This is a genomic window from Roseibacillus persicicus (assembly GCF_014651675.1).
GTDB lineage: Bacteria > Verrucomicrobiota > Verrucomicrobiia > Verrucomicrobiales > Akkermansiaceae > Roseibacillus > Roseibacillus persicicus.
Genome location: NZ_BMXI01000012.1, coordinates 59,249 through 83,357 on the forward strand (window position 1 = coordinate 59,249; position 24,109 = coordinate 83,357).

Consider the following 24,109-nt stretch of genomic DNA (forward strand, 5'->3'; position numbering starts at 1 on the left):
GATTGACATGACTCTCGCCGAACCTGCCTTCCTGTTCTTTCTTCTCCTAGTCCCGCTCCTCGCGCTTGGTGCTTGGCTGGCAGACCGCCAGCGGAGGGTTGCTTGGCAGAGCTTGGTCGCCCCCAGACTGCGCCGCAAATTGGCCGCCCCTGCTTCCCCTCTGGGCCGCTGGCTTTCCCTGGGCTGCGGATTGATTGGTCTTTGTTTATTGGTGGTAACCCTCGCCCAACCCATCGCCGGCGAGGTGGAAACCACCTCCCAGGTGCGCGGCCGCAATATCATCATCGCAGTCGACGCTTCCCGCTCCATGCTGGTGAGGGACGTCGCGCCGGATCGGCTGAACGCAGCCAAGACGGCAGTCTACGAGCTACTTGAACACTTTCCCAACGACCGCATTGGCCTTCTCGCCTTTGCCGGCAGCGCTTCTCTACAAGCCCCTCTGACCATCGACCACAATGCCCTTCGGGAGACCCTCGATCAACTCGACGAAACGAACGTCCCGTCGGGTGGTTCCAACCTCGCGGACGCCATCAATCTCGCAACCAAAACCTTCAAAGAAACCGGCCAACGCACTCACGGTCTCATCGTCATCTCCGACGGAGAACTCCATGAGGGAGAGCTCGAGGATGCCTCCTTCGATGCTCGGCAAGAAGGCGTCTTTATCGTGACCATTGGGGTCGGAACCTTGGAGGGCGACTTTGTCCCCGACCCCGAGGAGACCGATGGACGCTTTCGTGATCGCAGTGGCAGACCGGTCTTATCTCGACTCAATCCAGCCCCATTACGAACCCTCGCCGGAGATACCGGAGGCCTTTATCTCGAGGGAGTGAGCGGAGACTTTACAAAAAAAATTGAAACCGTGATCAGTCGGCTCGACGCTTTTGAAGATGAGGGTCGAGTTCAGAAGCGTCCCATCCCCCGCTTTCAATGGTTTCTCATCCCAGCCATGCTCTTTATGATAGCCAGCCTCCTCCTCCGCTTCCTTTGGGTGCCAGCCCGCCCCCGCGCGGTTACAGCCACCCCAACCACCACACTCTTGGTGTTAATCGCATTGTTTGGAGCCTCCCCGGAGAGTTCCGCCTGGAACAATCCTTTGGAAGGATTTTTTGGCTCGCGAGCCTTGAAAAAAGGAGACACCGCAAAAGCATTGGAACACTTTGAAAAGGCCGCCGAAGACGCCTCCCCAGAAGAACTGGCCCGCATCCGCTACGGTCAAGGAGCAGCCAGTTATCGCGCCGGAAATTATGAAAAGGCCGCCGATGCCTTTGCGGATGCACTTCTAAGCAAGGAATCAAGCCTGCAGCGCGATGCTTACAGCCAACTCGCCAACACCCTTTACCACCGGGCAATGTCCCCCGACAGTAGCGACGGCATCCCATTGGAAGAACGAATCGACCTGATGGAAGATGCTCTGGAGCACTACGATTCCGCATTGGAAATTGATTCCAAGCACAAGGCTTCCACTCAAAACCGAAAGGCCACCGAACAAGCCCTTGAACAACTGAAACAAGTCCAACAGCAGCAGCAGGAACAGCAAGAACAAGAGCAACAAGAATCCGGCGAGGAGGGAGAAGAGGAAGAGGGCGAGCCCCAAGAGTCCGATCAACAAGGAGAGAACGGAGAGAATCAAGAAGGAGAACAAGGCGAGGAAGAAGACGGCGAGGAAGGCGAACAAGACGGCGAAGGCCAAGAAGGTGAAGAAGGAGAGCAAGATGAAAATGGCAACGGCCAGGAGGAGGGCGAAGAGGATGGTCAAGACGGAGAGCAGCAGTCGGGACAAGAGGGCCAGGAAGAAGGCCAACAAAACCAAGCTCAGCAAAGCCAGCAAGGACCAGCCCCACGGGAAGATGAGACCGCCGAGGAATTTGCCCGCCGCATTCTGGAGGAAAATGCTGACTTTCAAAAAGACGCGCTGCGCAAACGGGGACGCCAGGCAGCCCCGACCAAGGATTGGTAAATGACCACCGACTTGTTCGGCCAATGTGAAACCCAAGCTAGATTTTCAATTTTAAGATGACCCGCTCCATTATCCTTTTTATTTTCGCTCTCTCCGCTCGTCTCTTTACCCAAGAGTTGGGCGACGTTTCATCGTCGCTCCCCTTGCAACAGGTCTTGGTCGGAGAAGAGGCACTTCTCAACATTCAGATCTATGGCGAGCAACCTTCCTCGCCACTCAAGTCAACCGAAGCTAGCCCCTTATCCTTCCGCACCCTGCAACCGGACATTCTGGGGCGGCGCGAAGTGTTTTCTGCCAATCTCGGGGTTAGTTCCGCCACGACCGGGACCTTTACGGTTCCCTCCTTTACCGTTCCTTTGAAGTCCGGCGACAAGACGACCCGCACCTTTACCATGGAAGTCTTTCCCACCGATGGACTGACCTGGCAAAATCTGAGGATAGGAGACCAGACCTATAAAATCGGCTCCACTCTCCTTCACCCCAGGGGGACCATCTACGCAGGACAGTCGATACCCTTAACCGCGAAGGTCCTCGTTCCTGTCGCACTCCCTGTCGGTAGCACTGGCTTCGCGGAAATTGAAAAGGAGAACATCGGAGCTTGGCGAATGGAAGCTCCCCTCCCCCCCAATTACGACCAGCAAGTATCCCCCCGTTCTCCAAATGCCATCCAACCTCGCGAAGTGCGTATTGATGGCGAACGCTACCATGCCATCAACTACGTCACCTTTGCTGCCCCCCTCAAAGACGGTGCGGTGAAGGTCGGCCCGGGTAAAATCCAAGGGCTTCAAGTGCAGGTAACCACCCGAACAAACCAAGCCCGCGGGTTCTTCGGTAGCTTCAGCCGCAGCTACAACCTTGAGCTGGACCTTCCGGAGGTCACCTTCTCTGCCACGGCCCTCCCCAAGGGCGCTCCCGCGGACTTCCAAGGCGCCGTGGGTGACTTCACTCTAGAGGCCGCCCTCGATGTCACTTCCGAACTGAAACCCGGGGACCCTGTGATGCTAAGTCTCACCGTTTCGGGAGAAGGCAACCTCGACACCCTTGCCCCTCCTGTTCTGGATGCCCCGGAATCCAACTGGAAAATCTATCCGTCGTCGCGAAATGAGAAAGACGGAGCACGCCGGACCAATCAAGGAACGGTCGTCTTCACCCAGATTCTGCGCCCTCGGGTTCCGATCAAGGAAGTCCCCGCCTTCACCCTTCCATTCTTCAACCCCAAGACCGCGAAGTACGAGACTCTTCGCAGCGCCCCCATCCCGCTCAATCTTTCCCCAGTTGTCAGCCAATCCGCAGGGGTTCCGCAAGCTGGGCTCGTGCCCATTGCCGAGATGCAAGACATCCTCGGACTCATTGAGCCCCAGCCATTTCGCTCCAAAGACGGGATTCAGCTTGGTCTCTGGTGGCAGATTTTCCCTGCCGCCATCGTCGCAGTCCTTGCCTTTTTGCTTATTAAACGTCAGCTCCCCCGCCTCCAGTCCAACAATCCGGAAAAGACCCGGCTTCACACCGAGCTCAAGGAGTTGGAAGAGCTTGGCACACCCTCGGAATTTCTCCGGGCAGCTGCACATCTGGCTGAAAGCCATGGACTAGCCGGCGACGAATTTGTGGCGGATCTCATCGAAGAGCGGGACCGCTTTTGCTTCCAACCAGGTGAACAACCCGGAAAGTTGGAGAACAGTCGCCGACAGGAAATTCTCAAGAACCTGAGAGAAAAACTCAGTCTTGGGATCATGCTTCTGACCCTCTTCCTTGTCTGGCAACCAACGACCGCAGAAGCCTTTCACGACAAGGCTCAGGCAGCCTGGGATGAGGGCAACTATCAGGAGGCACTGGATGCCTATCAACTATCACTCAAAGATGAGAAAACTCCGGACCTTCTCTACAACATCGCGAACTGTTACTACCGGCTTGATCAACCGGGCAAAGCCGCACTCTTTTACCGGCGAGCCCTAGAGCTGAATCCGAGCCATCCGGAATCGCTTCAGAATCTCGCATTTTTAGAGCGCAAAATGGGAGCAATCCCAACGCCCGAGAGCGACCTTCCCGCTTGGTCCAAGAAGCTCACTACCCCTCTTCTTACCAACCTTCTCCTTGGCCTGGTGTGGCTCTTTCTCATCGCCGTTTTGATTCGATTCGTCCTCCGCAGCTCGCGAGTCCAGCAGCTCTCGACCCTGACCATGATCGGGACCGGGCTCATGGGGATTCTGTTCGGGGTCTTGCTGTTCTTCCATCCCGGCAAAGAAGAGATCGTCGAACTCGATACGGTCCTCATCAGTGATGAACCCACCGAGGTTCGAACTGAACCTTCATCGGGAGGCAGCGAGATCTTGAATGCCAACCCATCCACCGCCTGCCGGGTCCTCACCCAGCGCGGAAACTGGTCGTATATCGAGCTTCCCAATCAAACCCGGGGCTGGATTGAAAGCGATGCCCTTGAGCCGATCGCTTTTCCCGAAAATCAATCATAATCAACTCCGGCCCTGGACCAAAGAGGAGTTGCGAGCCTTTATCTTGCGAGCTCACCACCGTTCGTCCTCGTGTCATAAGGATCAAAATCAGAGTTATCTCCAATTGCCGCGGCTTCCTTCCAACCAATCCTTCCCCGGCTGACCTCATTGAGAGTCTCCGGATCAGTGCGAGAACCTTCTCAGTCCAAGTCGCGGCAACGGTATTTACCCGTTTCGAAAATAAGCGAAAACGCGTTGAGCTCCTGAGTTTAAATAGATCAACCGTCCTCAATATCGATAATCCGCGCCATCGCGACTGACCTGGCAAGAACGCTCAATTGCCTCCACTTTCTCAAACAGTTCTTTAACAAGCGCTGGCTTATCCTTCGCAAGGTCACGTTCCTCAAAAGGGTCCTCGGCGATGTTGTAAAGTCGAATCCGACCACCGCCCTTTTTCGCCTCCTGAAGAAGTTTATAGTCCCCGCTTATCAGTGCCTTTCCATCAATTTCTTGAACAAGTCGACGGAAACCAAAAAAGAGTTCTCCTTCGCGCGTTTGCTTGTCATTTTTCATAAAGGGCATGAGATCCACGCCATCGATGGGACGCCTCTCTTTTGAGGAAAAGCTAAAATCCACTAACCCTGCAATCGTTGGAAAAAAATCCACCGTGGCACATCTGGCCGAAACAATGGTTTCCGGCTGAATCACACCTGGCCATTCCGCACAGGCAGGAACGAGAGTTCCCCCCTCATACATCGTATGTTTATGCCCTTTGAATGGCCCGGCCGAAGCAATCCCTTTTCTCGTAGCTCCATCGGACGGACCATTGTCGCTACAAAAGAAAACAACTGTCTTTTTTTCGAGCCCCAGCTCCCGAAGCTTGCTCCGCAACCGCCCGATCTGCTCGTCCATCGCAGTGATGCAACCATAGTAATTCTGGCGGGTGGAACCAAATTCCCGGTAGAGCTTCTTGTATTCAGGACCTGCCACAACTGGATCATGGGGGGCGTGAAACCAGACCGTGGCGAGAAAGGGCTGCTCCTTGTTCTTCTCAATAAAGGGAATGACCCGGTCCATAATGATGCGGCTATCATCACCGCTCATATTCTCGCTCACTGGCTTGCCGTTCTCAAAATAAGGCGCGCCACCTTTCCAAGGTTCCCCTTCTTTTTGCCCCCACTGGCTCCAGCCCTTTGGCGTGATCCCGGGGTCCCAAGTTGGAACCGCGCTAGTGGTTGCAAAGCTGTAGTCAAAGCCGTGGTGCCCTGGTGGCGAATAGTAGCCTCTGGAACCCACATCATCAGGGTCGACCCAGCCAATGTGCCATTTCCCAAAAAAACCGGTTTGATATCCCTTCTCCTTCACCATCTCCGCGACCGTGATTTCCCCCACCCTCATTCCTCCGGTGTGCGCGGCCAATATTCCATACCGAAACGGATAGCGACCGGTGAGACAACTCCCCCGAGTAGGAGAACACAGGGGGGAAGCCGCATAGAAGCGCTCGAACTTTGCACCACTGCGTGCCATCTCATCCAAATTGGGAGTCAAGAGATCAGGATGGCCGTTGAAACCAACATCTCCCCACCCCTGATCATCGCTCATCAGCAGAATGACATTGGGAGGTTCGGCCTTCGCAGCTACTGGAAAAACGCAAAATAAGGCGCTGACGGCGAGAGGTCTAAGATTCATGACCACACTCTAGCCACTTCGAAAAAGAGCACAATTCCGGAGAAACCGGATGCCGAGTATCCTCCTGTTAGAGCTCGAGATGCTTCGACATTTTCAAATGAGGCAAGCCGACTTCCTCAAACTCCGAGCCAACCTGGACATACCCTAAAGCATCATAAAACCCCTTCACCGCCAACCTGACGTGAAGGGTAAAGTGACGGAATCCTCGCCTGAAGAGCTCGTGCTCCAGTTCCGTCATCAGACGAGCTCCCACTCCCTGACGCTGAACCTCAGAACTCACCGCCACTTGGCGAATTTTGACTAAAGACTCATGAAGCGGAACCCCGATCGCGCAGGCGATGAGTTTCTGCTCGTCGGAAAACAGACCGAAATGAATCTGGGAGTCCTCCTCCGTGAGATCCTCGTCAAATAGAGAGAGACCCAGCGGCTCGCGCAGAACTTTGTCCCGCAACAGACATTCTTCCCGATACTCGTCGGTCCCATATCCTATTTCGCAAACTCTCACGGCTGAAGAGCCTTCCATCCACCTGCTAGCACGAAAATTTGATCTTCCGGAAGAAGCCCGAGCTCCTTGATTTTCTGCGCGACGGGCTCACTGGAACCGCAGCCTTCGGTCGCGCAATAGACCACAACCGATTCCGCACTGGCGAGGCTTTCGAAGGCCTCACTCATCAAAGATGGAAAATCTTCCGAAGGATGATCTGTGAGAAGAACCGATCCCGGATGGCCATTCTTTTGCCACAACTCTCGGGTTCGAGCATCAACCCACACCACTCCTGGCAATTTTGCCGCATCAGCAAAACAGATATAACCCTCCTTCAGATCCGCGGGGTCACAAACCGCTTCGACGTCCGGCCCCCCTGTGACGGCCCAAGTTCCGACCGCAGCAGCTCCAGAGAGCGCAACAATCACAAGTAGTTCCAGCATCGCTCGCGCGATCATGGCTTGGCCGCAGTTGCTGGAACCATACTTGGCTTGGTTACCACCACATAAGCCTGGTAGTTCTGGTGCTTCTTATACTTGCTGTCCGTGGCGACCCGCAAAAGACCAAAACCTCGCGTCTCCGTATCAGTTGGAGTCACTTCAAGCCGGTAGCTCTTGCCTTCCTCGATGGTCTTGAGACTGTAGGGAAACTTCTCCCCGTTGGTTGCCGTTACATCCAATATTTTCAGTGGATCAGGCGAATTGATGGTGATTTCAAAAACCTTTGTCTCAGCCGCGCCACCCTCTTCCCATTTCAGGGTCTTGGGCTCAATTTTGACCAACTCCGGCATGGTCATTCTAACGGTGAGATCGTGGCGGGTGCCGTCATCCATAAGGATGGAGATCTGTTTGTCGACCGTTCCGCGAAAGTTACCTACCTTAAACAATCCCCGCACGGTTCCCTTCTCACCAGCAGCCCAAACCAAACGGCCCCCATCGCTAATCTGGGCCTCCAGACATGAGCAAGGAGCGTCGTAACGTTTGATGGTGGCAGGGCTATCACCGCTGCTCGTAAAGACAAAGTCAGCTTCGATCTGCTCCTGGTCAGGTTTCGCTGTGACTTCAATGAGAGTCTTCTCGAAAGTCAGCTCTCCCGCATTTGCGCCTGCCGCAACAAGGAACCAAGTGGTCAGGCCTGTTAGAATTGTTCTTTTCATTTCTCGCTCAAAGGTAGCAACTCAATGCCAAGAATCAACCTTCCACCTCTCCAATCGGGTCCGGCGATGTAGAGCCACTTTCCATTTTTCAACGGATGAGTCGTCTTCATGACCTTTCTTTTTCCCTGCCAGAGTTCCAGATCAAGCTTAACCCCGTCAGCCTCTGCCTGACTATTGGGCTCGAAGCTGAGCAGAATCTCGTCCGACCCTTTCATCGGAGAGGACCAGTTGGTGTAACTCCTCCAAATCGGCTTCACCTCCGAACCCAGCAGACCATAATTCTTGAAGTGCAGATTCTTTAGTAGCTCCATTCGCCCGGCGTGGCCCTTGTCTGCGACCGGAACATCGGGCACGACCTCCGCCAAGTTATCATTCGTGCCGAATAAAAGCACCGTCCGCAAGCGGGCCACGGTCTCTTTACCCGGATCCTGCGCGAATCCGACGGCGACTAGAAGAAACCAGAGCGAAAATGTAGCTACGGCTTTCATCTAGTACACTTGAACTGAGCGTTGGGTCGAAATCAGCTGAACCGCGCTATCGGACTCATTGAAGCTTTGTCCTCCGGCCATCAGGTCAAAGGAATCGGGAATAGGCTGCAGACCATCCAGAACGATCACACTCGTCCCCGCCCCATCCGCATTTACGATACTTGCCGTGACTCCGCCTTCCGGCGTATAGACGACCGAGCGATTCTGTGACACGACCAACCGTTCAGGCGTAGGCGAGTTCCCCACCCGGGTGCCAGCCAGAAACGCAACCGCCATCGCCCCCACCGCTACCGGAGCCAACCACCAGCGTAACGCGTCACGCCAAGATGAAGCCGCAGGTTTCGCAGGCGGATGATCAGCTTCATCTGCATCCCGAATCGCTTGCTCCAACTTTGTCTGGAAAAAGTCGCCGTAGGGCACATCCGCAGGCTCGGCGTAAACCGCCAACAAGTCTTCCCGGACCTGAGAATGGCCAGCACGCATGGTAGCCAGCTCAGGCTCAGCTTCCAGAATGCGTTTCAACTCTTCATTCTCGCTGGCAGACAACACCTCGTCGTCCATCCACCGTATTACCAGCTCTTCTTTACGCTCCTGCTTCATCACTTAATAATCCTTGTAGTTTCTTACGTGCATAGAACAAACGGCTCATCACCGTTCCCATCGAAATTTCCATCACATCCGCAATTTCCTTGTAATCCATTCCTTGAACCTCCCTCAGAAGCACGATCTCCTGATGCTCGGGGGAAAGTTTCGCCATCGCGTCTTCTATACGCACCCTGAGCTCATCATTTCTCAAAGCTTCGTCCGGTCGTGAATCCTGGCTCGGCATCGTCCGGGCACCCGCCGCGATTTGGCTTTCCTTCATCAGCTGGTCATCGAATTCCCCCGCGCTCTCCAACTTCCGCTTCCGCATCCAGTCATAGACCACGTTGTGGACGATTCGATAGAGCCAAGTTGAAAACTTGGCACGAGCCTCAAACTTCGGAAGAGCTTTCCAAACCTTCACGAAGACGACTTGGGACAAGTCCCAAGCGTCAGCTTCGTTTTTCACCATGTTCTGTATCATCGCATAAACCCTTCCACGATGACGGACAACAAGGTCCTCAAAAGCCCGGGAGTCGCCTCCCTGACTGCGAGCGACGAGCTCCAAGTCGCTTTCCGCGTCTTGTTCCTCTTCACCTCCTCCTCCAGCAGTGGCACCGGAGTCTTCCGCCATCACCCCTTTCGACGCTGACCTGCTGAATAAATTCATCAAAATTTAACGAATTCGAAGAATGCCCAATTGCCCCTCAAAAGGCAAGACGTGGCTCAGTCGAAAATAAAGTCAGAAAAAGCCGCTAAATCTTTGAACGAATCCCGTTCTGGTCAGTCTACTCCTAATGTAACAAGCGTCTGTTTGTTGCAGTCTTCATATAAAGGGTGAACACCGTAGGGGACCTGAACAACCCTCTACAAACCTAACTGGGGAAGCCGTAACTGGCTTCCCCAGTTTGTTTATCGACTCTTTGCCAGCTTACCCGATTCCAAGGAACGGACACCGTCCACCCCTAACGGGCGCTCCAAACCATTTCGGTGTTCCTCCCTCCACAATGCGCCCCAGCAAACGCAAAACGACCCCGTGTTGAATACGGGGTCGAGCTACTTGGACCGATTGTCCAATCAAAGAATAAAGAAACGCGCTCTATTGAAGGTCGGCGGCAGTAACGGACTGCTGCTCACGGGAACCTAGGACCAGTGCCTGCTCAATCACGCGGGGCGCTGAGGTGTCAAAGCGATAGCTATGACAGTTGGGACAAATTGCCACCTGGGCCCCAACAATGGAGTCGCAACCTTCACAAACTTGAAAGTTGTTTGGGCTGGACGCGATTTCGCGCGCTTTCGCAGCCCTATTCTGAATAGCAGAATCCCCCATTGCCTGTTCAATCCTACGCTATTTGCTGCTGGCAGCTTTTACCGCAGCGGCAGCCTTGCTCTTCAAGTTAGCGGCTTTGTTCTTATGGAACACGCTTTTCTTGGCAGCACGGTCAACGGCAGAAGAATACTTCGCCAATGCTTCGGAGATTGCTTTCTCGTCACCGGCTTCAGTTGCGGTGTCAATCCCCTTGCGAAGGTTTTTCACCTTGGTTTTGAGGACACGATTGTTTGTGGTGCGGGTCTCGATTTGGCGGACGCGCTTGAGGGCTGATGGATTGTTTGCCATGATGTTTTTAAGCAGAAAGGGGCGCGAACCTAGAAGGACCGCGCCCAGTGTCAAGAAAAGGATTAGTTGTATTTCAAACTCAGGTATTTGGTGTGAGCCGGACGGCCGTATTTGGCGTAATACTTGCGACCTTCTGGAGTGCGGTCCAAGGAGCCACGGATGATTTTCACATCTGCTCCCACACCTACACGACGGTAGAGGTCCATCACATCATTCGACTTCATCCGAATGCAGCCATAGCTGGCCGGACGACCGATATTCTTCTCTTCAGGAGTACCGTGAATGTAAATCAAGCGGCGAAAAGTATTGGAGTTGTTTGCTTCCTTGCCCCGCAACCAAAGGATTCGAGTCACGATTGGGTCACGACCAGGAGTATTGGGCTTCAGAACTTCACCGGTGGGACGACGGCCTTTGAATACGGTTCCCGGACGCGCATTGCCGCCAATCTTCTGGGCAATCTCAAGCTTACCAAGCGGAGTGCGATTACTTCCGGGGTCACTCCCGATACCGAACTTCGAAGTGGAAATCGGATAAATCTTGGTCGCCTTTCCGCCTTTAACCAACAACATGGATTGATCGCGAACACTGACAATCATTTCACTGTCGTTGTCAACGGTGGCATTGTTGGACCCGCAGCTAGAGAGTCCGACTAGAGCAAGCGCGGCTGCACCAAGAGTAACGGCTTTGAGAAGTTTTTTTCCGTAATTCACAATATTAAATTATTTTGAAGATGACGCTGATAAAGGTGACTTTTTGCGACCGACACCGCTCTCTAGCAGAATTCCGGCCAAAGATGCAAGTGACGTATACAAGAATCCAATTGGGAAAGGAAGCAAAAATATAAAGGAAACTAAATTACCTGTCGCGAGCGCATCGGCTACAACGAACAAAAAGAAGCAACCGAAGAGGAATTCCACTAGAGGCGTAATGGATTTGTGCGCCTTGTAAGATCCTGTCCGCTTCTGAACAGTGCCCCCCGTTTGAGCAGAGTCCCCATATTTCGGGGTTCTGACGAATCCTGACTCACGATTGAAAATAGCCTCGATGACAGCCTTTGCGTTATTGACCGACATCCCGATCCCCAAGGCAATCAAGAGCGGAAGATACTTCAACTCCCCAAGCCAAGAGTCCGGTCGGAGCGCCTTTTGCGAAGTCACGTAGAAGAACAAGATGGAGGACATCCCGAAGAACATGATCGGGAGATAGATGAGCTGCTGGGCCCAACCCGGCATATCTGGCTGAAACTTCTGATTCGGGAAAATCAGGAAAAGAAGGAGGAAAAGCAGCAAATAGGCGAAGTTGGCAGTCAAGTGAGCAGTCGCCTCCATTTTGACATAAAGTGGAAACTTGCTCTTCCAAATGGCGGGGAGAACCTTCTTACAAACCTGAATCGAACCCTTCGTCCAGCGATGCTGCTGATTCTTGAATCCGTTCATGTCGACTGGAAGCTCGGCTGGAGTCTCCACCTCATTGAGGAAGATGAATTTCCATCCCTTCAACTGGGCCCGGTAGCTGAGGTCCATGTCCTCAGTGAGAGTATCGTGTTCCCAGCCGCCAGCATCTTCGATGCAACTCTTGCGCCAAATTCCAGCCGTCCCGTTGAAAGTGAAGAATCGGCCACTGCGATTGCGCGCCGTCTGCTCCAGCTCCAAGTGACCGTCCAAGAACATGGCTTGGACGCGGGTCAGGAGGTTGAATGTGCGGTTGAGGTGACCCCAGCGAGTCTGAATCAAACCCACCCGCTCATCCGTGAAGTGATGAATCATTTCCATCAACACCTCTTTCTTGGGAACGAAGTCAGCATCCAGAATGAAGATGAACTCCCCTTTGGCGCGCTTCATCCCATTCTCAAGAGCCCCCGCCTTGAATCCCGAGCGGTCGGTGCGGTGGATGAAATCAACGTCGAATCCTTGCGCGCTCAGGCGTTCGCACTCTTCTCGCGCAATCTCAGTCGTATCGTCCGTGGAATCGTCCAAGAACTGAACCTGAAGCTTTTCCACGGGGTAGTCCATTTCGGAAACCGCCTTCAGGAGACGCTTGACCACGTGACGTTCGTTGAAAACCGGAAGCTGAACCGTCACAACCGGCAGCTCTTCGAAGGTCGACTTAGCAATCGGCTTCTTCCGCGAATGCTTAAGGTAGAGGACGATGATACCCAAGCGGTGCAAGCTATAGGCGCTTAGTCCGACGAGGACCAAGACATAGCTGATGAACCAGAACCAGTTGATTGCTTCCATAATAATCTTGGGGAACACTCTCGTAGACCCGTGAGCCGTTCGTTTGCTCGACTTTTTTTCTTTTGTCAAGCCAACCGAGATACTTTCTCTGACTGCGGAAGATGAACTTAACCATTGATTATGAGCATTTTATGAATTTTATTTTGATTTTCAAGGAAGCCAAAATAATTTTTATTGTGACCTTTTTCGGATGAATTCGAGGACGGCTTTGGCGTGAGGACGAACTTTGATGGCGATCTTCGTTATTCGGCGTTGTCACCGTCCTTTGCGCAACCCTAAGCTGGCCCCACGTTTTGAGTTACCAAGTCTTCGCCCGCAAGTATCGCCCTAGGACCTTCAAAGATGTTTTGGGTCAGGACCATGTCGTTCGCACCCTACGGAACGCCATTGAGCAGGGACGGTTGGCACATGCCTACCTGTTTGTTGGCCCCCGCGGCACGGGAAAGACCTCGACCGCCCGTATCTTCGCAAAGGCTCTCAATAGCCCAGGCGGCCCTTCCATCGACTTCGATCCCGACGATCCGGATTTGCTCGAAATCGCGGAAGGGACTTCGCTGGACGTCCTGGAGATCGATGGTGCCTCCAACAACGGGGTCGAGCAGGTTCGCCAACTGCGCGAGACCGTGCAATACGCTCCCGCCAAGTCCCCTTTCAAAATTTACTACATCGATGAGGTTCACATGCTCTCCAATGCGGCCTTCAATGCCCTCCTGAAGACTCTCGAGGAACCGCCTGCGCACGTGAAGTTCATCTTCGCAACCACCGAACCGAACAAGATCCTGCCGACCATTATCTCCCGTTGTCAGAGATTTGACCTCCGGCCCATTCCAACCGACATCATTGCCAAACAGCTGCTTCACATTGCCTCCGAAGAAGGCGTGGCACTGGACGAGTCCGCAGCTTGGGCAATTGCCAAAGGAGCGGATGGCGGGATGCGGGATGCCCAATCGATGCTGGACCAGCTGGTCGCCTTCTGCGGCGAGCAAATCAAGGAGGATGACGTTCAACACATCTTCGGCTTCACCTCAGGCGAAACGATCGCCACATTGGTGTCCTCCCTTTTCCAGAAAGACACTTCGCAGCTTCTCAATCTACTAAACGACCTGGCGGCTTCAGGAAAAAATCTTTCCCAGCTCCTGCAAGAGCTGATCAATACCCTGCGAGCCTTACTCATTCACAAGATCGATCCCAAGGCGGGCCGCGAAGGACTTTCGGATGAGGTCTGGAACAAACTGACCGCTCTTACCGAAAAGTCTCCTGCCGACCGCCTGCTTGCACTGATGGACATCCTCTCGACCGCTGAAGCCGGAATGCGATGGGCCGCGAACAAGCAACTTCATCTCGAATTGGCATTGATACGCTCGGTGGAAGCATTGGATGAGATCCGCATCTCCGATGTCATCAAAGCATTGGAAAAAGGAGGCCTCTCCGATGACCTGCCAAGTCTTCCCACCCAGCAGGCTCCGGCTCAGGCAACCGAAGCAACACCTCAGGCCCCTTCTGAACCGGCTACAGAATCTCCCGCAGCTCCGCACGCGGAAAGCGCTACCGCAGAATCCTCCGAGGCCCAGCCCGCCGCCGCCCAGTCCGCGTCGGCCACCACCTCCGGCGAGGATGATGTCATCCTCAGCCCTATCGAGCGCCTGATGCAAGATGCGCCGGACGAACGGGAGGACGAGCCCGAACCGGAACCCGCACCATCGGCAGCCACTCAAGCTCCTCAAAAGGAAGAACCTGCTGCTGAAGCGAAACCCCAGCCACCCGCAGACGACTTCCACAACGACCCGTTAATCAAAGACGCGATCGAAGTCTTTAAGGGGAAGTTAAAAAGCTAAAGCTGCCATCGAATGAAAAGCATTCTTCTCGCTACGGCTCTGGCCGGCACGACGATCTTCACTCTCAGCTGTCAACCGAACGGAGAAGGCAAGGTTCCGCAGCAGGTCGAAAACACCAGCGCTACCACTCTTAGGATTAAAGAGCTCATCTCTGAACTTCTCGAAGTCCCTCCCTCGCAAATTCAGCCCGGCGATTCTTTCATCGCGGACTTGGGCGCAGATTCACTCGATTTCGTCGAACTCATCATGGCTACGGAAGAGGAGTTCGGAATCACCATCCCAGATTCCGAAGCCGTTGAACTCACAACCGTCGGAGCTTTAATTGCTTACTTGAAGTCCCCAAGAACCTGACGCTGCCGACAACTTGCGTCGACAATTCGACCTCCGAGAGGCATTGCATGGGTGTGTCCAAGCTTGCCCTGATTCTCTTTCTTTTCCTTCCTCTTTCCGCAGCCGAACAGAGGAAGCACCAAGCGTCAATCAGCCTCACTTACCTAAATTCTGAACAAGCAGGCCGAGCCCTTGAGCAATTGTTTGAGGGAGACCTCCGGGTGAAAAAATCCGGCGATGCGATTATCTTGGTCTCTTCGGACGAACTCACGGCTCTGACAAAGGCCCTCTCCCTTATTTCTCGAATCGATCTCCCCCACATTTCAGTCCCCACTCACTTCTTCCAACTCGGCTTCACTGACTGCGAGCGGATAGCGGCGCAACTGGAGAAACTTCTATCAAATGAGACGGCGGAGTTTACTCTCACGCCGGACCCAAGGACCAATCGAATCTTCCTGATTGGAGACGACAATCTGAAACTGAAAGTCGAAAAATTCATCGCCGAAGCCGAAGCCGAAGCCGAAGCCGCCAATGCCAATCCAGACGAGGTGGCATCATAAGCTTCGCAGAAGTGAGGGGTGAGTCCTTCCCTATTTCACTCCTCCCACTGACTTTTGCTCTGTCTCTCGCCCCCGGACAAACGGACCGATGCCATCCGATAGTTGCGGGTACATCATCCGCTCGCAGCCCCTTGTTTCAAGGAGGACAGTGTCTAAGAGAACGGTCTGGTGAGGTCCACTGTCCATCGAGGACCCGAAAATCACAAAAGAACTTATTGCAAAAGTCTTCTCCGGAGTTGATCCAAGGGTTCGCAACTCAACTCCCTAGACAAATACTACGATGAACATCGCCAAACTCATGGAACAGGCTAAAAAGCTGCAAGAAGCTCAAGCCGATCTCTCAAGCAAAACTGTCGAAGCTTCGGACCCTTCCGGAAAAGTCACCGTGGTGGCCAACGGGGCTGGCGAGATTCAATCCCTGACCATTGACCCTGCAATTGTTTCAGCCGACGACACTGAATTTCTTCAGAACCTGGTGATGAGCACCTGCAACTCCGCCCTGAAGGAGGCCCGCGAGAGTGCGGCAAAGGATATGGCAGCCAATCTCAACATTCCCGGCTTGGGCTAGCAGGCCTTTACCTCATTCACTTGACGGGAAGGGCCTTTGACAACTTGGCCTCGAGCCCTCCCCTCTCTTTTTTCTGTCAGAATGCCAATCTGGACGAATTCAGGCAGACGCCGGGCGCTATAGCTTCAGCTTTCCATCATTGGACCCGGAGGCGAAAGTCTGGCGAAAGACTTCGGTGCCCAAGGCCTTGGGACCGCCCCAATTCACCTCAACCCGGTCGTCGCCCAAGACGATATCCATCAGCTTTTTCTTCATCTTCATCGCGACCTTGCGGTGCTCTTCGTCGTAAGCGAGATTCTTCACTTCCTTCGGATCCGACGGGAGATGATAAAGGCCCGGATCCAACTCTTCATAGCTGGCCTGCAAAGCCCAATCCAGATTTGCGCCGCGCTTGGAACTCGGGCGGGTTTGCATGGAAAAGCAATAGTCTTTCGTGCGGATAAAGGCGCGTGGTCCAGTGACAGCATGACTTTCCCCCACGATATAGTCGCGCGGAGACGACTCCCCGGAAGCCACCTTGCCAAGATCCCGCCCATTTAGATAGGAAAACTGGTCAGCCTCCAAATCAGCACCAGCTGCAGCCAAAATAGTCGGCGCAATATCAACGAATTCGGTAAAGTCCGTCACGACCTTGCCAGCGGGAAAGGCCTCTTGATCTGAACTCACGACAATGACTGGATTGAGAGTATCGATTCGCCACGGAGAGAACTTCGAGACCGAACCGTGGTCGTTCAACTTCCAACCGTGGTCGCCACAGACATAGACAATCATCCACTCTTGCCCGTTCTTCTCACTATATTCCACAAAGGAGTCCGCCGCTTGCCCCACAAGCGAATCACCATAGGCGCAAAAGGCGAAGTAGTCCTGAATCATCGTCTGCTTTTCCTCTTCTGAAAAGTGGTCACTGAAACCGACATTGACCTGTTTGCGCAGTTGCTTGGGCATCGTTTTCAACTCATCACCAATCACTTCGGGAATCTGATAAGTGTGTGACTGGAACTTCGCCCGATAGTCGGCAGGAGGGAGAACCGGAGTATGAGGGAAGTCGAAACCAACATGGGCAAAAACCGGCTTCTTCGGGTCCGGCCCACGGAAGGTCCGGCTACCGGCCTCGAAGGTTTTCTCCTGATTCTCGAGATACTGCCCCAGAACCGATGCATAGTAACCGTCCCGGGTCTTTCCCGCCGGGCGGGAGCTGACCCCGGCCAGAATCATTCCGCTATCGAGATGCCTTCCCTTCTTTTCGTTATAGTGCCGCAAGAACTCATACTTCTCAGTCGCCGCCTGGGTTCGCCCCGCATACTTCGGAAACATCTTTTCGACCTCCAGCGAAAGATAGGTGAATCCATCCTCCGGGGTATAAAGAAACTCCAAGTTCGGAATCGGCTTCTCCAATTTTTTGCCATCGATTGAATTGAACCAATCTTTACCCCAGGCCGTCAGGCCATCGCGATGCAGTCCCTTGAAGTCGGCGCTTTGTTGATACACGGGATAGCCCTTGGCCCACTTCCCACTCTCATCGATTTTTTTCAGGCGAACTCCCAGCTTCCCGACATGAAAAGTCTGATAACCCAAGTTCACCAACTGCTCGGGAAAGGGAGGCTTCCAATGCTCCGCGCTGCTGTTGTGATACTCGAACTCATAAATTCCCGAGTGCCACGGATAGCGGCCAAAATGCATCGCCGCCCTGGAAGGAGCACAGCCTGGCGAATGACAATAGGTATTGATAAAGGTGGTTCCTCGCGCTGCCAATTTATCGACTTGAGGAGATTCCACATAGCCCAGTTCACTATGTTCCCGCCCGTCGACAATTCGATTGAAGGCTCTGATGGAATCGTAGCGCTGGTCGTCAGTCACCAGCCAGAGCACGTTCGGTTGCTTTTCTGCCGCCACTGCTGCTGTCGCCGTCCATCCTCCTGCGGCCAATGCCACGAGCAATCTTAATTTTTCTGTCTTCATCGGGTTCTTATTCAGAGCAGGCCAACTTTCCTTGAGCCTACTTGATTCTCGCAAAGGAAACGTCTCCAGCCGACCCGAACCTGCAGTGGGATTGTGTCGAAATGCGGGAACACTGGACCTCAGCCTCCCAGCCTCGTGCTGAACTCCTAGTAAATTGACAAGGCCCCTAGCGCTGACAAAATGCCCCCACAGGAACGGCCAAGAGGGTCTTTCCCCACCACCCTTTTCCCAATGAACAAAACCCGGCACCCCGTTGGCCTCGTCCTGGTTTTGCTCTCACTCGTCCTCAACTTCATCTCCGTTGTTCTGTATGTGCAGCAGCCGGATACCTTTGCGGCCTTCACGGTTCTACCCATTTGGCTGTGGGGAGCGCTCGGTCTCCTCTTTTCTCTCGCTTCCTACTTTCTCTTCAGGTCTCCACTCTCGCTGTTTACCTCCACGATGTGGTTTCTAGTGATTCTCGTGCTTTCCGACGAGGCACCGGGCCTGGTCCGTTTCGGGCAGACCACGCCGGAGGATGGCCGGGCGGCCCCCTACCTCAATCGCCAACCTCTTCGAGTGATCACCTGCAATTGGTCCAGCGACAGCCGTCCCATTGGACCGGCAATTGCGCCGTGGGAACCCGATATTGTTTTCATTCAGGAGATGCCCCACCCCTATCTCATCAAGCAACTCGCGGACACCCTCTACGGCAACACCGGTGACTATCGCTACGATGAGAACCACGCCTGCGGAGTTGTCCTCCGGGGACGAATTAAAAAAGCGCTCCTGGAGCCTCAATATCGCTCGCAGTATCTCACCGCCCGACTCCCCAACGGAAACCTCATCGAACTGGCCAATATCCATCTGCAACCCGCCTCCACCAATCTCTCCTTATGGAGTCCTTCCTGCTGGAAAGAGCATCGACAGAACCGGATGCGACGTCGTAGTGAACTCCAGTTTGCCCTCGCTTTTCTCAACGAATACACCCCCTTTCCCAATCGTCCAACCCTCATTGCCGGGGACTTCAACGCCCCTGCCACGGATGGCGCATCCGACGTTCTTGCACGAGACTTCACCGACACGTTTGAAGCAGTGGGTACGGGATGGGGCAATACCTATCACCGCCGTTTTCCCCTCCTCCGTCTCGATCAAATTCACGCCTCCCATCACTTCCTGCCATTGCGCTCCCGGGCGGTCACGATTGAGGAATCCGAGCACCGGATGGTCGTGAGCGATCTACTATTGGAATAAGGTAAATCGGCCGACTAGACCGGGCTCTGCCCGTCAACAGAATGCTCAAGCGCTGTGGAACTCATTTGTTTGCAAAGCAGTCCAAACACACCGCTTAAAACATCGCCTACAGTCGCCTAAATTTTCCGTTTCGTTTTCATCCATCCCACGCCACACTTTCGCCATGTCACAGCACACCACCCAGCTCGCTTGGTCCCGCAATGATTCGTCCTTTGCCTACAAAGAGTATCCCCGCGAGCATCAAATCGACTTCGGAAACGGCCACACCATCCCTTGCACCGCTGCTGCCGAATATCTGGGCAATCCCGACCTCCCCGATCCTGAGCAAGCCTTTGTCGGCTCACTTTCCAGCTGCCACATGCTCACCTTTTTGGCCTTTTGCTCTCTCCAAAAGCTAACTCTCGACAGCTACTCCGACGAGGCGGTGGGATTCTTGGAAAAGGGCGAAAACGGAAAGCCGGTCCTCGCCAGGGTAGAACTTCATCCGAAGACGGTTTTTGCTGACGGCGTGGAAGTTTCAGCCGAAAAGCTCGCCGAACTGCACCACAAGGCCCACGAGGAATGCTTCTTGGCAAACTCCGTGAAGACCGAGATTGTGACCATCCTCTAATTCGGCCAAGCTCGCCCTGTGTTCGAACGCCCGGAATTCCTCATTCTCTTCCCCGCTCTTCTCGTTCTGGGATTTGTCTGGAAGCGCTTGCACCTCTTTCAGCCACTCAGGCTGGCGATTCTGGCGGTCCTCACCCTGCTTTTGGCCGATCCGCGAATCACGAAGCAGCAAAAGGCTCTGGACCTTTGGGTGCTGTTGGACCGCTCGGAATCCACCGAAGATTTGGTCGACCAAAGCCTGCCGGAGTGGACCGAGCTTCTGGAGGACTCCAAGCCGACTCGCAAAGACCGCCTCCGCTATATTGATTATGCCGCCGAGGTCATCGAGCAGGAACAGAACGACCGGGCTGTTTATACGGGTTCGCGCAAACTCACCCGCACGGGTCTGGCCATCCAGAACGCGCTGGCGCTGGCCGAGAGTGACCGGCCCTCACGGGTGCTGGTGTTTTCGGACGGTTTTGCAACCGAATCCCTGGCCTCTGCAACTGCCAAGCTGAAGGCGCAGGGAGTCCCACTGGACTACCGCTTGGTTCGTGACGAGACCGCTGACGACTATTCCATCTCGCGCTTCACCATTCCTTCGCGTGCCCAGACGGGCGAACCCTTTGTCATCGGCATCACCGTTCGCGGGGCGGAGGACCGGGAGATCCCGTTGAAAATCTATCGCAATGACGCCCTCCTCAGCGACACGCGGGTCACCTTGATCAACGGAGTGGCGAAAACCGAGTTCACCGACCGCTTGGCCCGCACGGGCTCCTACCAATACCGGGCCGAAATCGTCCCCGCCGCTGCCGAACCTGCCATCGAGGACGCGCACCCCGGCAACAATTCCACCGACCGCTGGATCCAGATCACAGGAGGTCCACGCGTTCTTTTGGTTACCAAATACAATCCCGATCCTCTGGAGAAAGTCCTCGCCAACCAGAGCTATTCTCTGGAGGTCGTGCGCGACTCTTCCAAGCTCCGGGTTGGACAACTCGCTGGAGCTAAAGCAGTCATCTTCAACAATGTCCCAGCCTTCGAGATTCCCGGCGACTTTCTCGACGCAATTCCCTTTTACGTCGAAGAACAAGGCGGAGGCTTCCTCATGGCCGGCGGCAAACAGTCCTTCGGTTCAGGAGGCTATTATCAATCTGCCATCGACGATCTTCTCCCGATCTCGATGGAGCTGAAGAACGAGCACCGCAAGCTTGCGGTCGCCATGGCCGTCGTCATCGACCGCTCCGGCTCCATGTCCATGACCGTAAACGGTGGCGGCAAGCCCATCACCAAGATGCAATTGGCCAACAACGGAACTGCCGAGGCCATCAAGCTTCTGGGAGCAATGGACGAAATCGCCATTTTAGCCGTCGACTCGGAGCCCCACAACATCGTCAAGCTCACCCAAATCGGAAACAAAAAGAACGACCTCATGGGCAAGGCCCGCCGCATGCAGTCCCAAGGCGGAGGGATCTATGTCTATCGAGGGCTGAAGGCCGCTTGGGACCAGCTCAAGAAATCCAAGGTCGGCACCAAACACATCATTCTATTCTCCGATGCCGCCGACTCCGAGGAGCCCGGGGATTACAAAAATCTTCTCAAGGAAATGGATGCGGCGGGAGCTACGGTCTCCGTGATTGGTCTGGGCTCCAAGACAGACCCCGATGCAAGACTGTTAGAAGACATCGCCAAGCTGGGAAATGGTCGCATGTTCTTCACCGACCGCCCCCTTTCCATCCCCAAGCTCTTTGCGCAAGAGACCGTGACCATCGCGCGCTCGGCTTTCCTAACAGACCCTATCAAGACCCAGCCTACTGGCCGCGGGGCCGAGATTTTTCAACGCCAAGTCAACTGGTTGCCTGCGGTGGACGGTTACAATCTTTCCTACGCCCGCCCCGACGCGACCACCTCCCTGGTCGCGCAAGATGAATACCTCGCCCCCCTGGTGGCGCACGCCCGTCGTGGACTCGGACGCACGATGGCAATCTCCTTCCCTCTGGGTGGGGAATTCTCGCAGCGCACCCGCGACTGGGATGGCTACGGCAATTTTCTCCAGTCTGTCGGCAATTGGATTGCCGGAGATGCGATTCCACCCGGCCTGGGCATGCGCAACCGTCTGGAAGGCACCACCCTGACCCTGGACTTGCTCTATGATCTGGATGAATGGACCGAGCGCTTCTCGCAGAGTCCCCCTACCATCAAAATGCTCGACGGCTATGGAGGCGGCGAGCCTTATGAAGTGACGTGGAAAAGACTGGCTCCGGGTCACTTCACCCTCACTCGCGAACTGGAGGAAGGCTCTGTGGTGCGGGGGTCCATTCAGGCTGGACGCCACGCCCTCCCCTTCGGCCCTCTGGCGGTCGGTTCTTCGACAGAATGGACCTTCGACGCAGACCGTCTCGCCGAGCTCCGCGCTGCATCAGCAGCAACTGGAGGACGCGAGCTCATCGACCTGTCAAAGGCTTGGCTACGCCCTCCCGCAAGCTATGCCACCGACCTCCGTATTCCACTCGTCGTCATCGCGCTACTGCTCATGCTCCTGGACGCTTTGATCTCACGCATGGGCTGGACTTTACCGCAATTCGCTTTGCCTCAGGGCAAGGTCGTCAAGACCCGCGAGGTCACCCAAGCATCCACGGCGCCGACAAGCGAATCAGCCTCCGCCAAGCCGACCTCCCGGCCTCTTCCCGACGAGACCTCCAGTTCCACCGGGGCCCCACCCCCCACCTCACCAACGGGCCGCACTTCGCGCTTTGACCGGGCGAAGCGTCGCAAGTAGCTCTCTAAAAAAATAAGGCCACCGAATCGGTGACCTTATCGAAAAAAGAACAGTAAGCGGCAGCCTGTTAGAACTGCACTGCGATTCCGGAGGTCAGCGTCAAATCGTCTTTCTCCAAACCGGCAGCGGGCTGGTTGTCATACACGTAAGTTCCCGCCAAACGCCAAGAAAGATGGCTCGTGATGTCCGCATCCAAATACGCATTGAAGGTATAGAGCGTGTTATCAAAATCGTTCGGGTCGGCATCAGCTACCAGCGACTGGTTGAAGGTCAGACGGGGCCCAATATTCCAAGTGAACCTCTCCGCAGCCCGTAGGGCGAAGTAACTGTCTTCCACCCCGGCGACTTCTTCGAAGACATAAGCCGGACCTCCTTCGAGCGCGAGGGTCATACGCTCATTCTTGATGAGGTAGTAGCCCAAGAGCGCATTGGGCGTCAGTCGGTAACTGACTTGCGCGATATCATCTCGCAGGAACCCCAAGCCAGCGCCAAGATACAGCCGTTCATTCAACAGACGATTGTATCGCGCCGAGGCCGCGAGAGCATCGGACGAGGTGGTGCTGTCAGTCTCGCCATAGGAATAGGCCGCACTCAGAAAGAACTCGTTGCTGGCGGACCGGTAAGCCGTGTCGTAGGCAAGCGAGGCCTGCAAGCTGTCGGAGTTTCCTTTCGCCAATGACAAGCCCAGTGCTGCCGTCGTCACCCATCCCATTGCGGGGTCTCCCGGAGCGGCATCAGCAGGCTTCAAGGTTCGCCGGCCTTCCGCTTCGGGTTCGGGAAACCCTCCCAAAGAGTATGAAAGACCAAAGAGGAGAGCGATGTCGTCTTCTCCTTTCCCTGCCGTTGGAGTGCTATCGAAAAGGTAACGCAGACTGGTGCGCACCGCCCATCGCTCAGTCAAAAGAGTGTCGATACCCGCGTCCACGGTGAGAAAATAGTCGCCAAAGTCCTCCATGCGGGGAGTGAATACTGCGTTCTGCCAAATCTTGGAACGCGAGTTCAGTTGATGCTCAAAGTGTTGGCCAAAACGAATGGTGGTGAAGTTTTCGCTCTGTCCCCCCTGTTGTTCCCAGCCATAACCTGGCCCGACCTCAAAGGAGAGTTTGGTCCGGTCGTTCTTTATCAAATGATAACCAAGAACCCCCGCCAGATCGACCCGGTAGTCCACATCCGCAAGCTCGTCGGAATAGTAGGACGCCGCCAGCCCCAGATAAATCCGGTCGGTGAGAAGCCGTTGCCCCTGCGCGAAAACTCGCAACGAATCAGTAGCAGCCACCCCATCATTCTCGGAATAAAGATAGTCAGCGCCAACGAGCCCCTCCCAGACTGTTCCCTCATAGGTTGCGAGCCCCTGCAAGGAGTAAGCCATGCTATCGGAATTGCCCTGAGCAAGAGCCATATTGGCCGCCGCAGTGACGTCCCAAGGACTCCCGACGGACCCGGCCCCGCCCAAATTACTGGCGAAGTCGCCCGAGTTCGTGCCGCCATCGCCATTGAGGGGACCGAAAGCCGAGGTGCCGGCGAATACCGGAAGGATGCTCGCCAACGGCAAGACTGTCAGAATTGATTTGGTTTTTGTAGCCATCTTGAATGCCTCCT

At 54.7% G+C, this 24,109-nt stretch carries 21 protein-coding genes; 9 read left to right on the top strand and 12 right to left on the bottom strand.

Features of this window, described 5'->3' with window-relative positions:
• The first annotated feature begins 7 nt into the window (after positions 1–7).
• Positions 8–1,957 (top strand): VWA domain-containing protein, encoded by a 1,950-nt coding sequence (locus tag IE099_RS14150; RefSeq protein WP_189570988.1) that lies wholly within the window; start codon positions 8–10, stop codon positions 1,955–1,957.
• A gap of 56 nt (positions 1,958–2,013) precedes the next feature.
• The gene (locus tag IE099_RS14155; protein ID WP_189570992.1) at positions 2,014–4,425 is read left to right on the top strand and encodes a tetratricopeptide repeat protein; all 2,412 of its coding nucleotides are present in this window, start codon (positions 2,014–2,016) and stop codon (positions 4,423–4,425) included.
• Positions 4,426–4,692: 267 nt separating this feature from the next.
• Here the strand turns inward: IE099_RS14155 and IE099_RS14160 are convergent, their stop codons facing one another.
• From IE099_RS14160 to IE099_RS14205, 10 genes are all read right to left on the bottom strand, one after another.
• Entirely contained in the window at positions 4,693–6,015 is a 1,323-nt protein-coding gene (locus IE099_RS14160) for a sulfatase-like hydrolase/transferase (protein ID WP_345778126.1), read from the bottom strand.
• A 145-nt stretch (positions 6,016–6,160) separates the two neighbouring features.
• Positions 6,161–6,598, bottom strand: coding sequence for a GNAT family N-acetyltransferase (locus IE099_RS14165; protein ID WP_189570995.1), 438 nt, complete (start codon positions 6,596–6,598; stop codon positions 6,161–6,163).
• Positions 6,595–7,035 carry a rhodanese-like domain-containing protein gene (locus IE099_RS14170; RefSeq protein WP_189570997.1) on the bottom strand — a complete coding sequence of 147 codons (441 nt, stop codon included), beginning with the start codon at positions 7,033–7,035 and terminating at the stop codon, positions 6,595–6,597. Before IE099_RS14170 ends, IE099_RS14165 begins: the two co-directional genes overlap by 4 nt.
• Complete coding sequence (locus IE099_RS14175) at positions 7,032–7,733, bottom strand: DUF1573 domain-containing protein (protein ID WP_189570998.1); 702 nt, start codon at positions 7,731–7,733, stop codon at positions 7,032–7,034. The genes IE099_RS14170 and IE099_RS14175 overlap by 4 nt, the downstream gene beginning before the upstream one ends.
• Positions 7,730–8,221 carry a hypothetical protein gene (locus tag IE099_RS14180; RefSeq protein WP_189570999.1) on the bottom strand — a complete coding sequence of 164 codons (492 nt, stop codon included), beginning with the start codon at positions 8,219–8,221 and terminating at the stop codon, positions 7,730–7,732. The genes IE099_RS14175 and IE099_RS14180 overlap by 4 nt, the downstream gene beginning before the upstream one ends.
• Complete coding sequence (locus IE099_RS14185; RefSeq protein WP_189571000.1) at positions 8,222–8,821, bottom strand: anti-sigma factor; 600 nt, start codon at positions 8,819–8,821, stop codon at positions 8,222–8,224.
• Positions 8,805–9,473 (bottom strand): RNA polymerase sigma factor, encoded by a 669-nt coding sequence (locus IE099_RS14190; RefSeq protein ID WP_229809526.1) that lies wholly within the window; start codon positions 9,471–9,473, stop codon positions 8,805–8,807. Before IE099_RS14190 ends, IE099_RS14185 begins: the two co-directional genes overlap by 17 nt.
• A gap of 678 nt (positions 9,474–10,151) precedes the next feature.
• Positions 10,152–10,421, bottom strand: a complete 270-nt coding sequence (rpsT, locus tag IE099_RS14195) for a 30S ribosomal protein S20 (protein WP_189571001.1) — start codon at positions 10,419–10,421, stop codon at positions 10,152–10,154.
• 62 nt (positions 10,422–10,483) lie between these two features.
• Positions 10,484–11,131: a L,D-transpeptidase gene (locus IE099_RS14200; protein WP_189571002.1), complete on the bottom strand. Its 648-nt coding sequence runs from the start codon at positions 11,129–11,131 to the stop codon at positions 10,484–10,486.
• A gap of 9 nt (positions 11,132–11,140) precedes the next feature.
• Positions 11,141–12,658 (bottom strand): cellulose synthase family protein, encoded by a 1,518-nt coding sequence (locus IE099_RS14205; RefSeq protein ID WP_189571003.1) that lies wholly within the window; start codon positions 12,656–12,658, stop codon positions 11,141–11,143.
• Between the two features lie 293 nt (positions 12,659–12,951).
• Here IE099_RS14205 and dnaX point away from each other — a divergent pair, with 293 nt between their 5' ends.
• The 4 genes from dnaX (at position 12,952) to IE099_RS14225 (ending at position 15,951) form a co-directional block, all read left to right on the top strand.
• On the top strand, positions 12,952–14,493 hold the full coding sequence (gene dnaX / locus IE099_RS14210) for a DNA polymerase III subunit gamma/tau (RefSeq protein WP_189571008.1): 1,542 nt from the start codon (positions 12,952–12,954) through the stop codon (positions 14,491–14,493).
• A 12-nt stretch (positions 14,494–14,505) separates the two neighbouring features.
• The gene (gene acpP, locus IE099_RS21090) at positions 14,506–14,844 is read left to right on the top strand and encodes an acyl carrier protein (protein WP_189571011.1); all 339 of its coding nucleotides are present in this window, start codon (positions 14,506–14,508) and stop codon (positions 14,842–14,844) included.
• Positions 14,845–15,044: 200 nt separating this feature from the next.
• Positions 15,045–15,383 (top strand): hypothetical protein, encoded by a 339-nt coding sequence (locus tag IE099_RS14220; RefSeq protein WP_229809527.1) that lies wholly within the window; start codon positions 15,045–15,047, stop codon positions 15,381–15,383.
• Positions 15,384–15,663: 280 nt separating this feature from the next.
• The gene (locus IE099_RS14225; RefSeq protein WP_189571019.1) at positions 15,664–15,951 is read left to right on the top strand and encodes a YbaB/EbfC family nucleoid-associated protein; all 288 of its coding nucleotides are present in this window, start codon (positions 15,664–15,666) and stop codon (positions 15,949–15,951) included.
• A gap of 117 nt (positions 15,952–16,068) precedes the next feature.
• Here IE099_RS14225 and IE099_RS14230 read toward each other — a convergent pair whose 3' ends face one another.
• Complete coding sequence (locus IE099_RS14230) at positions 16,069–17,910, bottom strand: sulfatase-like hydrolase/transferase (protein WP_189571021.1); 1,842 nt, start codon at positions 17,908–17,910, stop codon at positions 16,069–16,071.
• A 231-nt stretch (positions 17,911–18,141) separates the two neighbouring features.
• Between IE099_RS14230 and IE099_RS14235 the strand changes: the two genes are divergently transcribed.
• The 3 genes from IE099_RS14235 to IE099_RS14245 all read left to right on the top strand — a co-directional run bounded on the left by IE099_RS14235 (position 18,142) and on the right by IE099_RS14245 (position 22,510).
• Entirely contained in the window at positions 18,142–19,143 is a 1,002-nt protein-coding gene (locus IE099_RS14235) for an endonuclease/exonuclease/phosphatase family protein (RefSeq protein ID WP_189571023.1), read from the top strand.
• Between the two features lie 163 nt (positions 19,144–19,306).
• The gene (locus IE099_RS14240) at positions 19,307–19,753 is read left to right on the top strand and encodes an OsmC family protein (protein WP_189571025.1); all 447 of its coding nucleotides are present in this window, start codon (positions 19,307–19,309) and stop codon (positions 19,751–19,753) included.
• 18 nt (positions 19,754–19,771) lie between these two features.
• A complete protein-coding gene (locus IE099_RS14245) occupies positions 19,772–22,510 on the top strand; it encodes a vWA domain-containing protein (RefSeq protein WP_189571028.1) in 2,739 nt (912 codons plus the stop codon).
• Between the two features lie 67 nt (positions 22,511–22,577).
• Here the strand turns inward: IE099_RS14245 and IE099_RS14250 are convergent, their stop codons facing one another.
• Positions 22,578–24,095: a DUF481 domain-containing protein gene (locus IE099_RS14250; protein WP_189571030.1), complete on the bottom strand. Its 1,518-nt coding sequence runs from the start codon at positions 24,093–24,095 to the stop codon at positions 22,578–22,580.
• Positions 24,096–24,109 lie beyond the last annotated feature (14 nt).

Excerpts from the sequence above, each read along its gene's own strand:
- IE099_RS14150 (WP_189570988.1), top strand. The coding sequence starts at position 8 with ATGACTCTCGCCGAACCTGCCTTCCTGTTCTTTCTTCTCCTAGTCCCG.
- IE099_RS14155 (WP_189570992.1), top strand. The coding sequence starts at position 2,014 with ATGACCCGCTCCATTATCCTTTTTATTTTCGCTCTCTCCGCTCGTCTC.
- IE099_RS14170 (WP_189570997.1), bottom strand. The coding sequence starts at position 7,035 with ATGATCGCGCGAGCGATGCTGGAACTACTTGTGATTGTTGCGCTCTCT.
- IE099_RS14175 (WP_189570998.1), bottom strand. The coding sequence starts at position 7,733 with ATGAAAAGAACAATTCTAACAGGCCTGACCACTTGGTTCCTTGTTGCG.
- IE099_RS14180 (WP_189570999.1), bottom strand. The coding sequence starts at position 8,221 with ATGAAAGCCGTAGCTACATTTTCGCTCTGGTTTCTTCTAGTCGCCGTC.
- IE099_RS14185 (WP_189571000.1), bottom strand. The coding sequence starts at position 8,821 with ATGAAGCAGGAGCGTAAAGAAGAGCTGGTAATACGGTGGATGGACGAC.
- IE099_RS14190 (WP_229809526.1), bottom strand. The coding sequence starts at position 9,473 with ATGAATTTATTCAGCAGGTCAGCGTCGAAAGGGGTGATGGCGGAAGAC.
- rpsT (WP_189571001.1), bottom strand. The coding sequence starts at position 10,421 with ATGGCAAACAATCCATCAGCCCTCAAGCGCGTCCGCCAAATCGAGACC.
- IE099_RS14205 (WP_189571003.1), bottom strand. The coding sequence starts at position 12,658 with ATGGAAGCAATCAACTGGTTCTGGTTCATCAGCTATGTCTTGGTCCTC.
- acpP (WP_189571011.1), top strand. The coding sequence starts at position 14,506 with ATGAAAAGCATTCTTCTCGCTACGGCTCTGGCCGGCACGACGATCTTC.
- IE099_RS14225 (WP_189571019.1), top strand. The coding sequence starts at position 15,664 with ATGAACATCGCCAAACTCATGGAACAGGCTAAAAAGCTGCAAGAAGCT.
- IE099_RS14230 (WP_189571021.1), bottom strand. The coding sequence starts at position 17,910 with ATGAAGACAGAAAAATTAAGATTGCTCGTGGCATTGGCCGCAGGAGGA.
- IE099_RS14235 (WP_189571023.1), top strand. The coding sequence starts at position 18,142 with ATGAACAAAACCCGGCACCCCGTTGGCCTCGTCCTGGTTTTGCTCTCA.
- IE099_RS14240 (WP_189571025.1), top strand. The coding sequence starts at position 19,307 with ATGTCACAGCACACCACCCAGCTCGCTTGGTCCCGCAATGATTCGTCC.
- IE099_RS14250 (WP_189571030.1), bottom strand. The coding sequence starts at position 24,095 with ATGGCTACAAAAACCAAATCAATTCTGACAGTCTTGCCGTTGGCGAGC.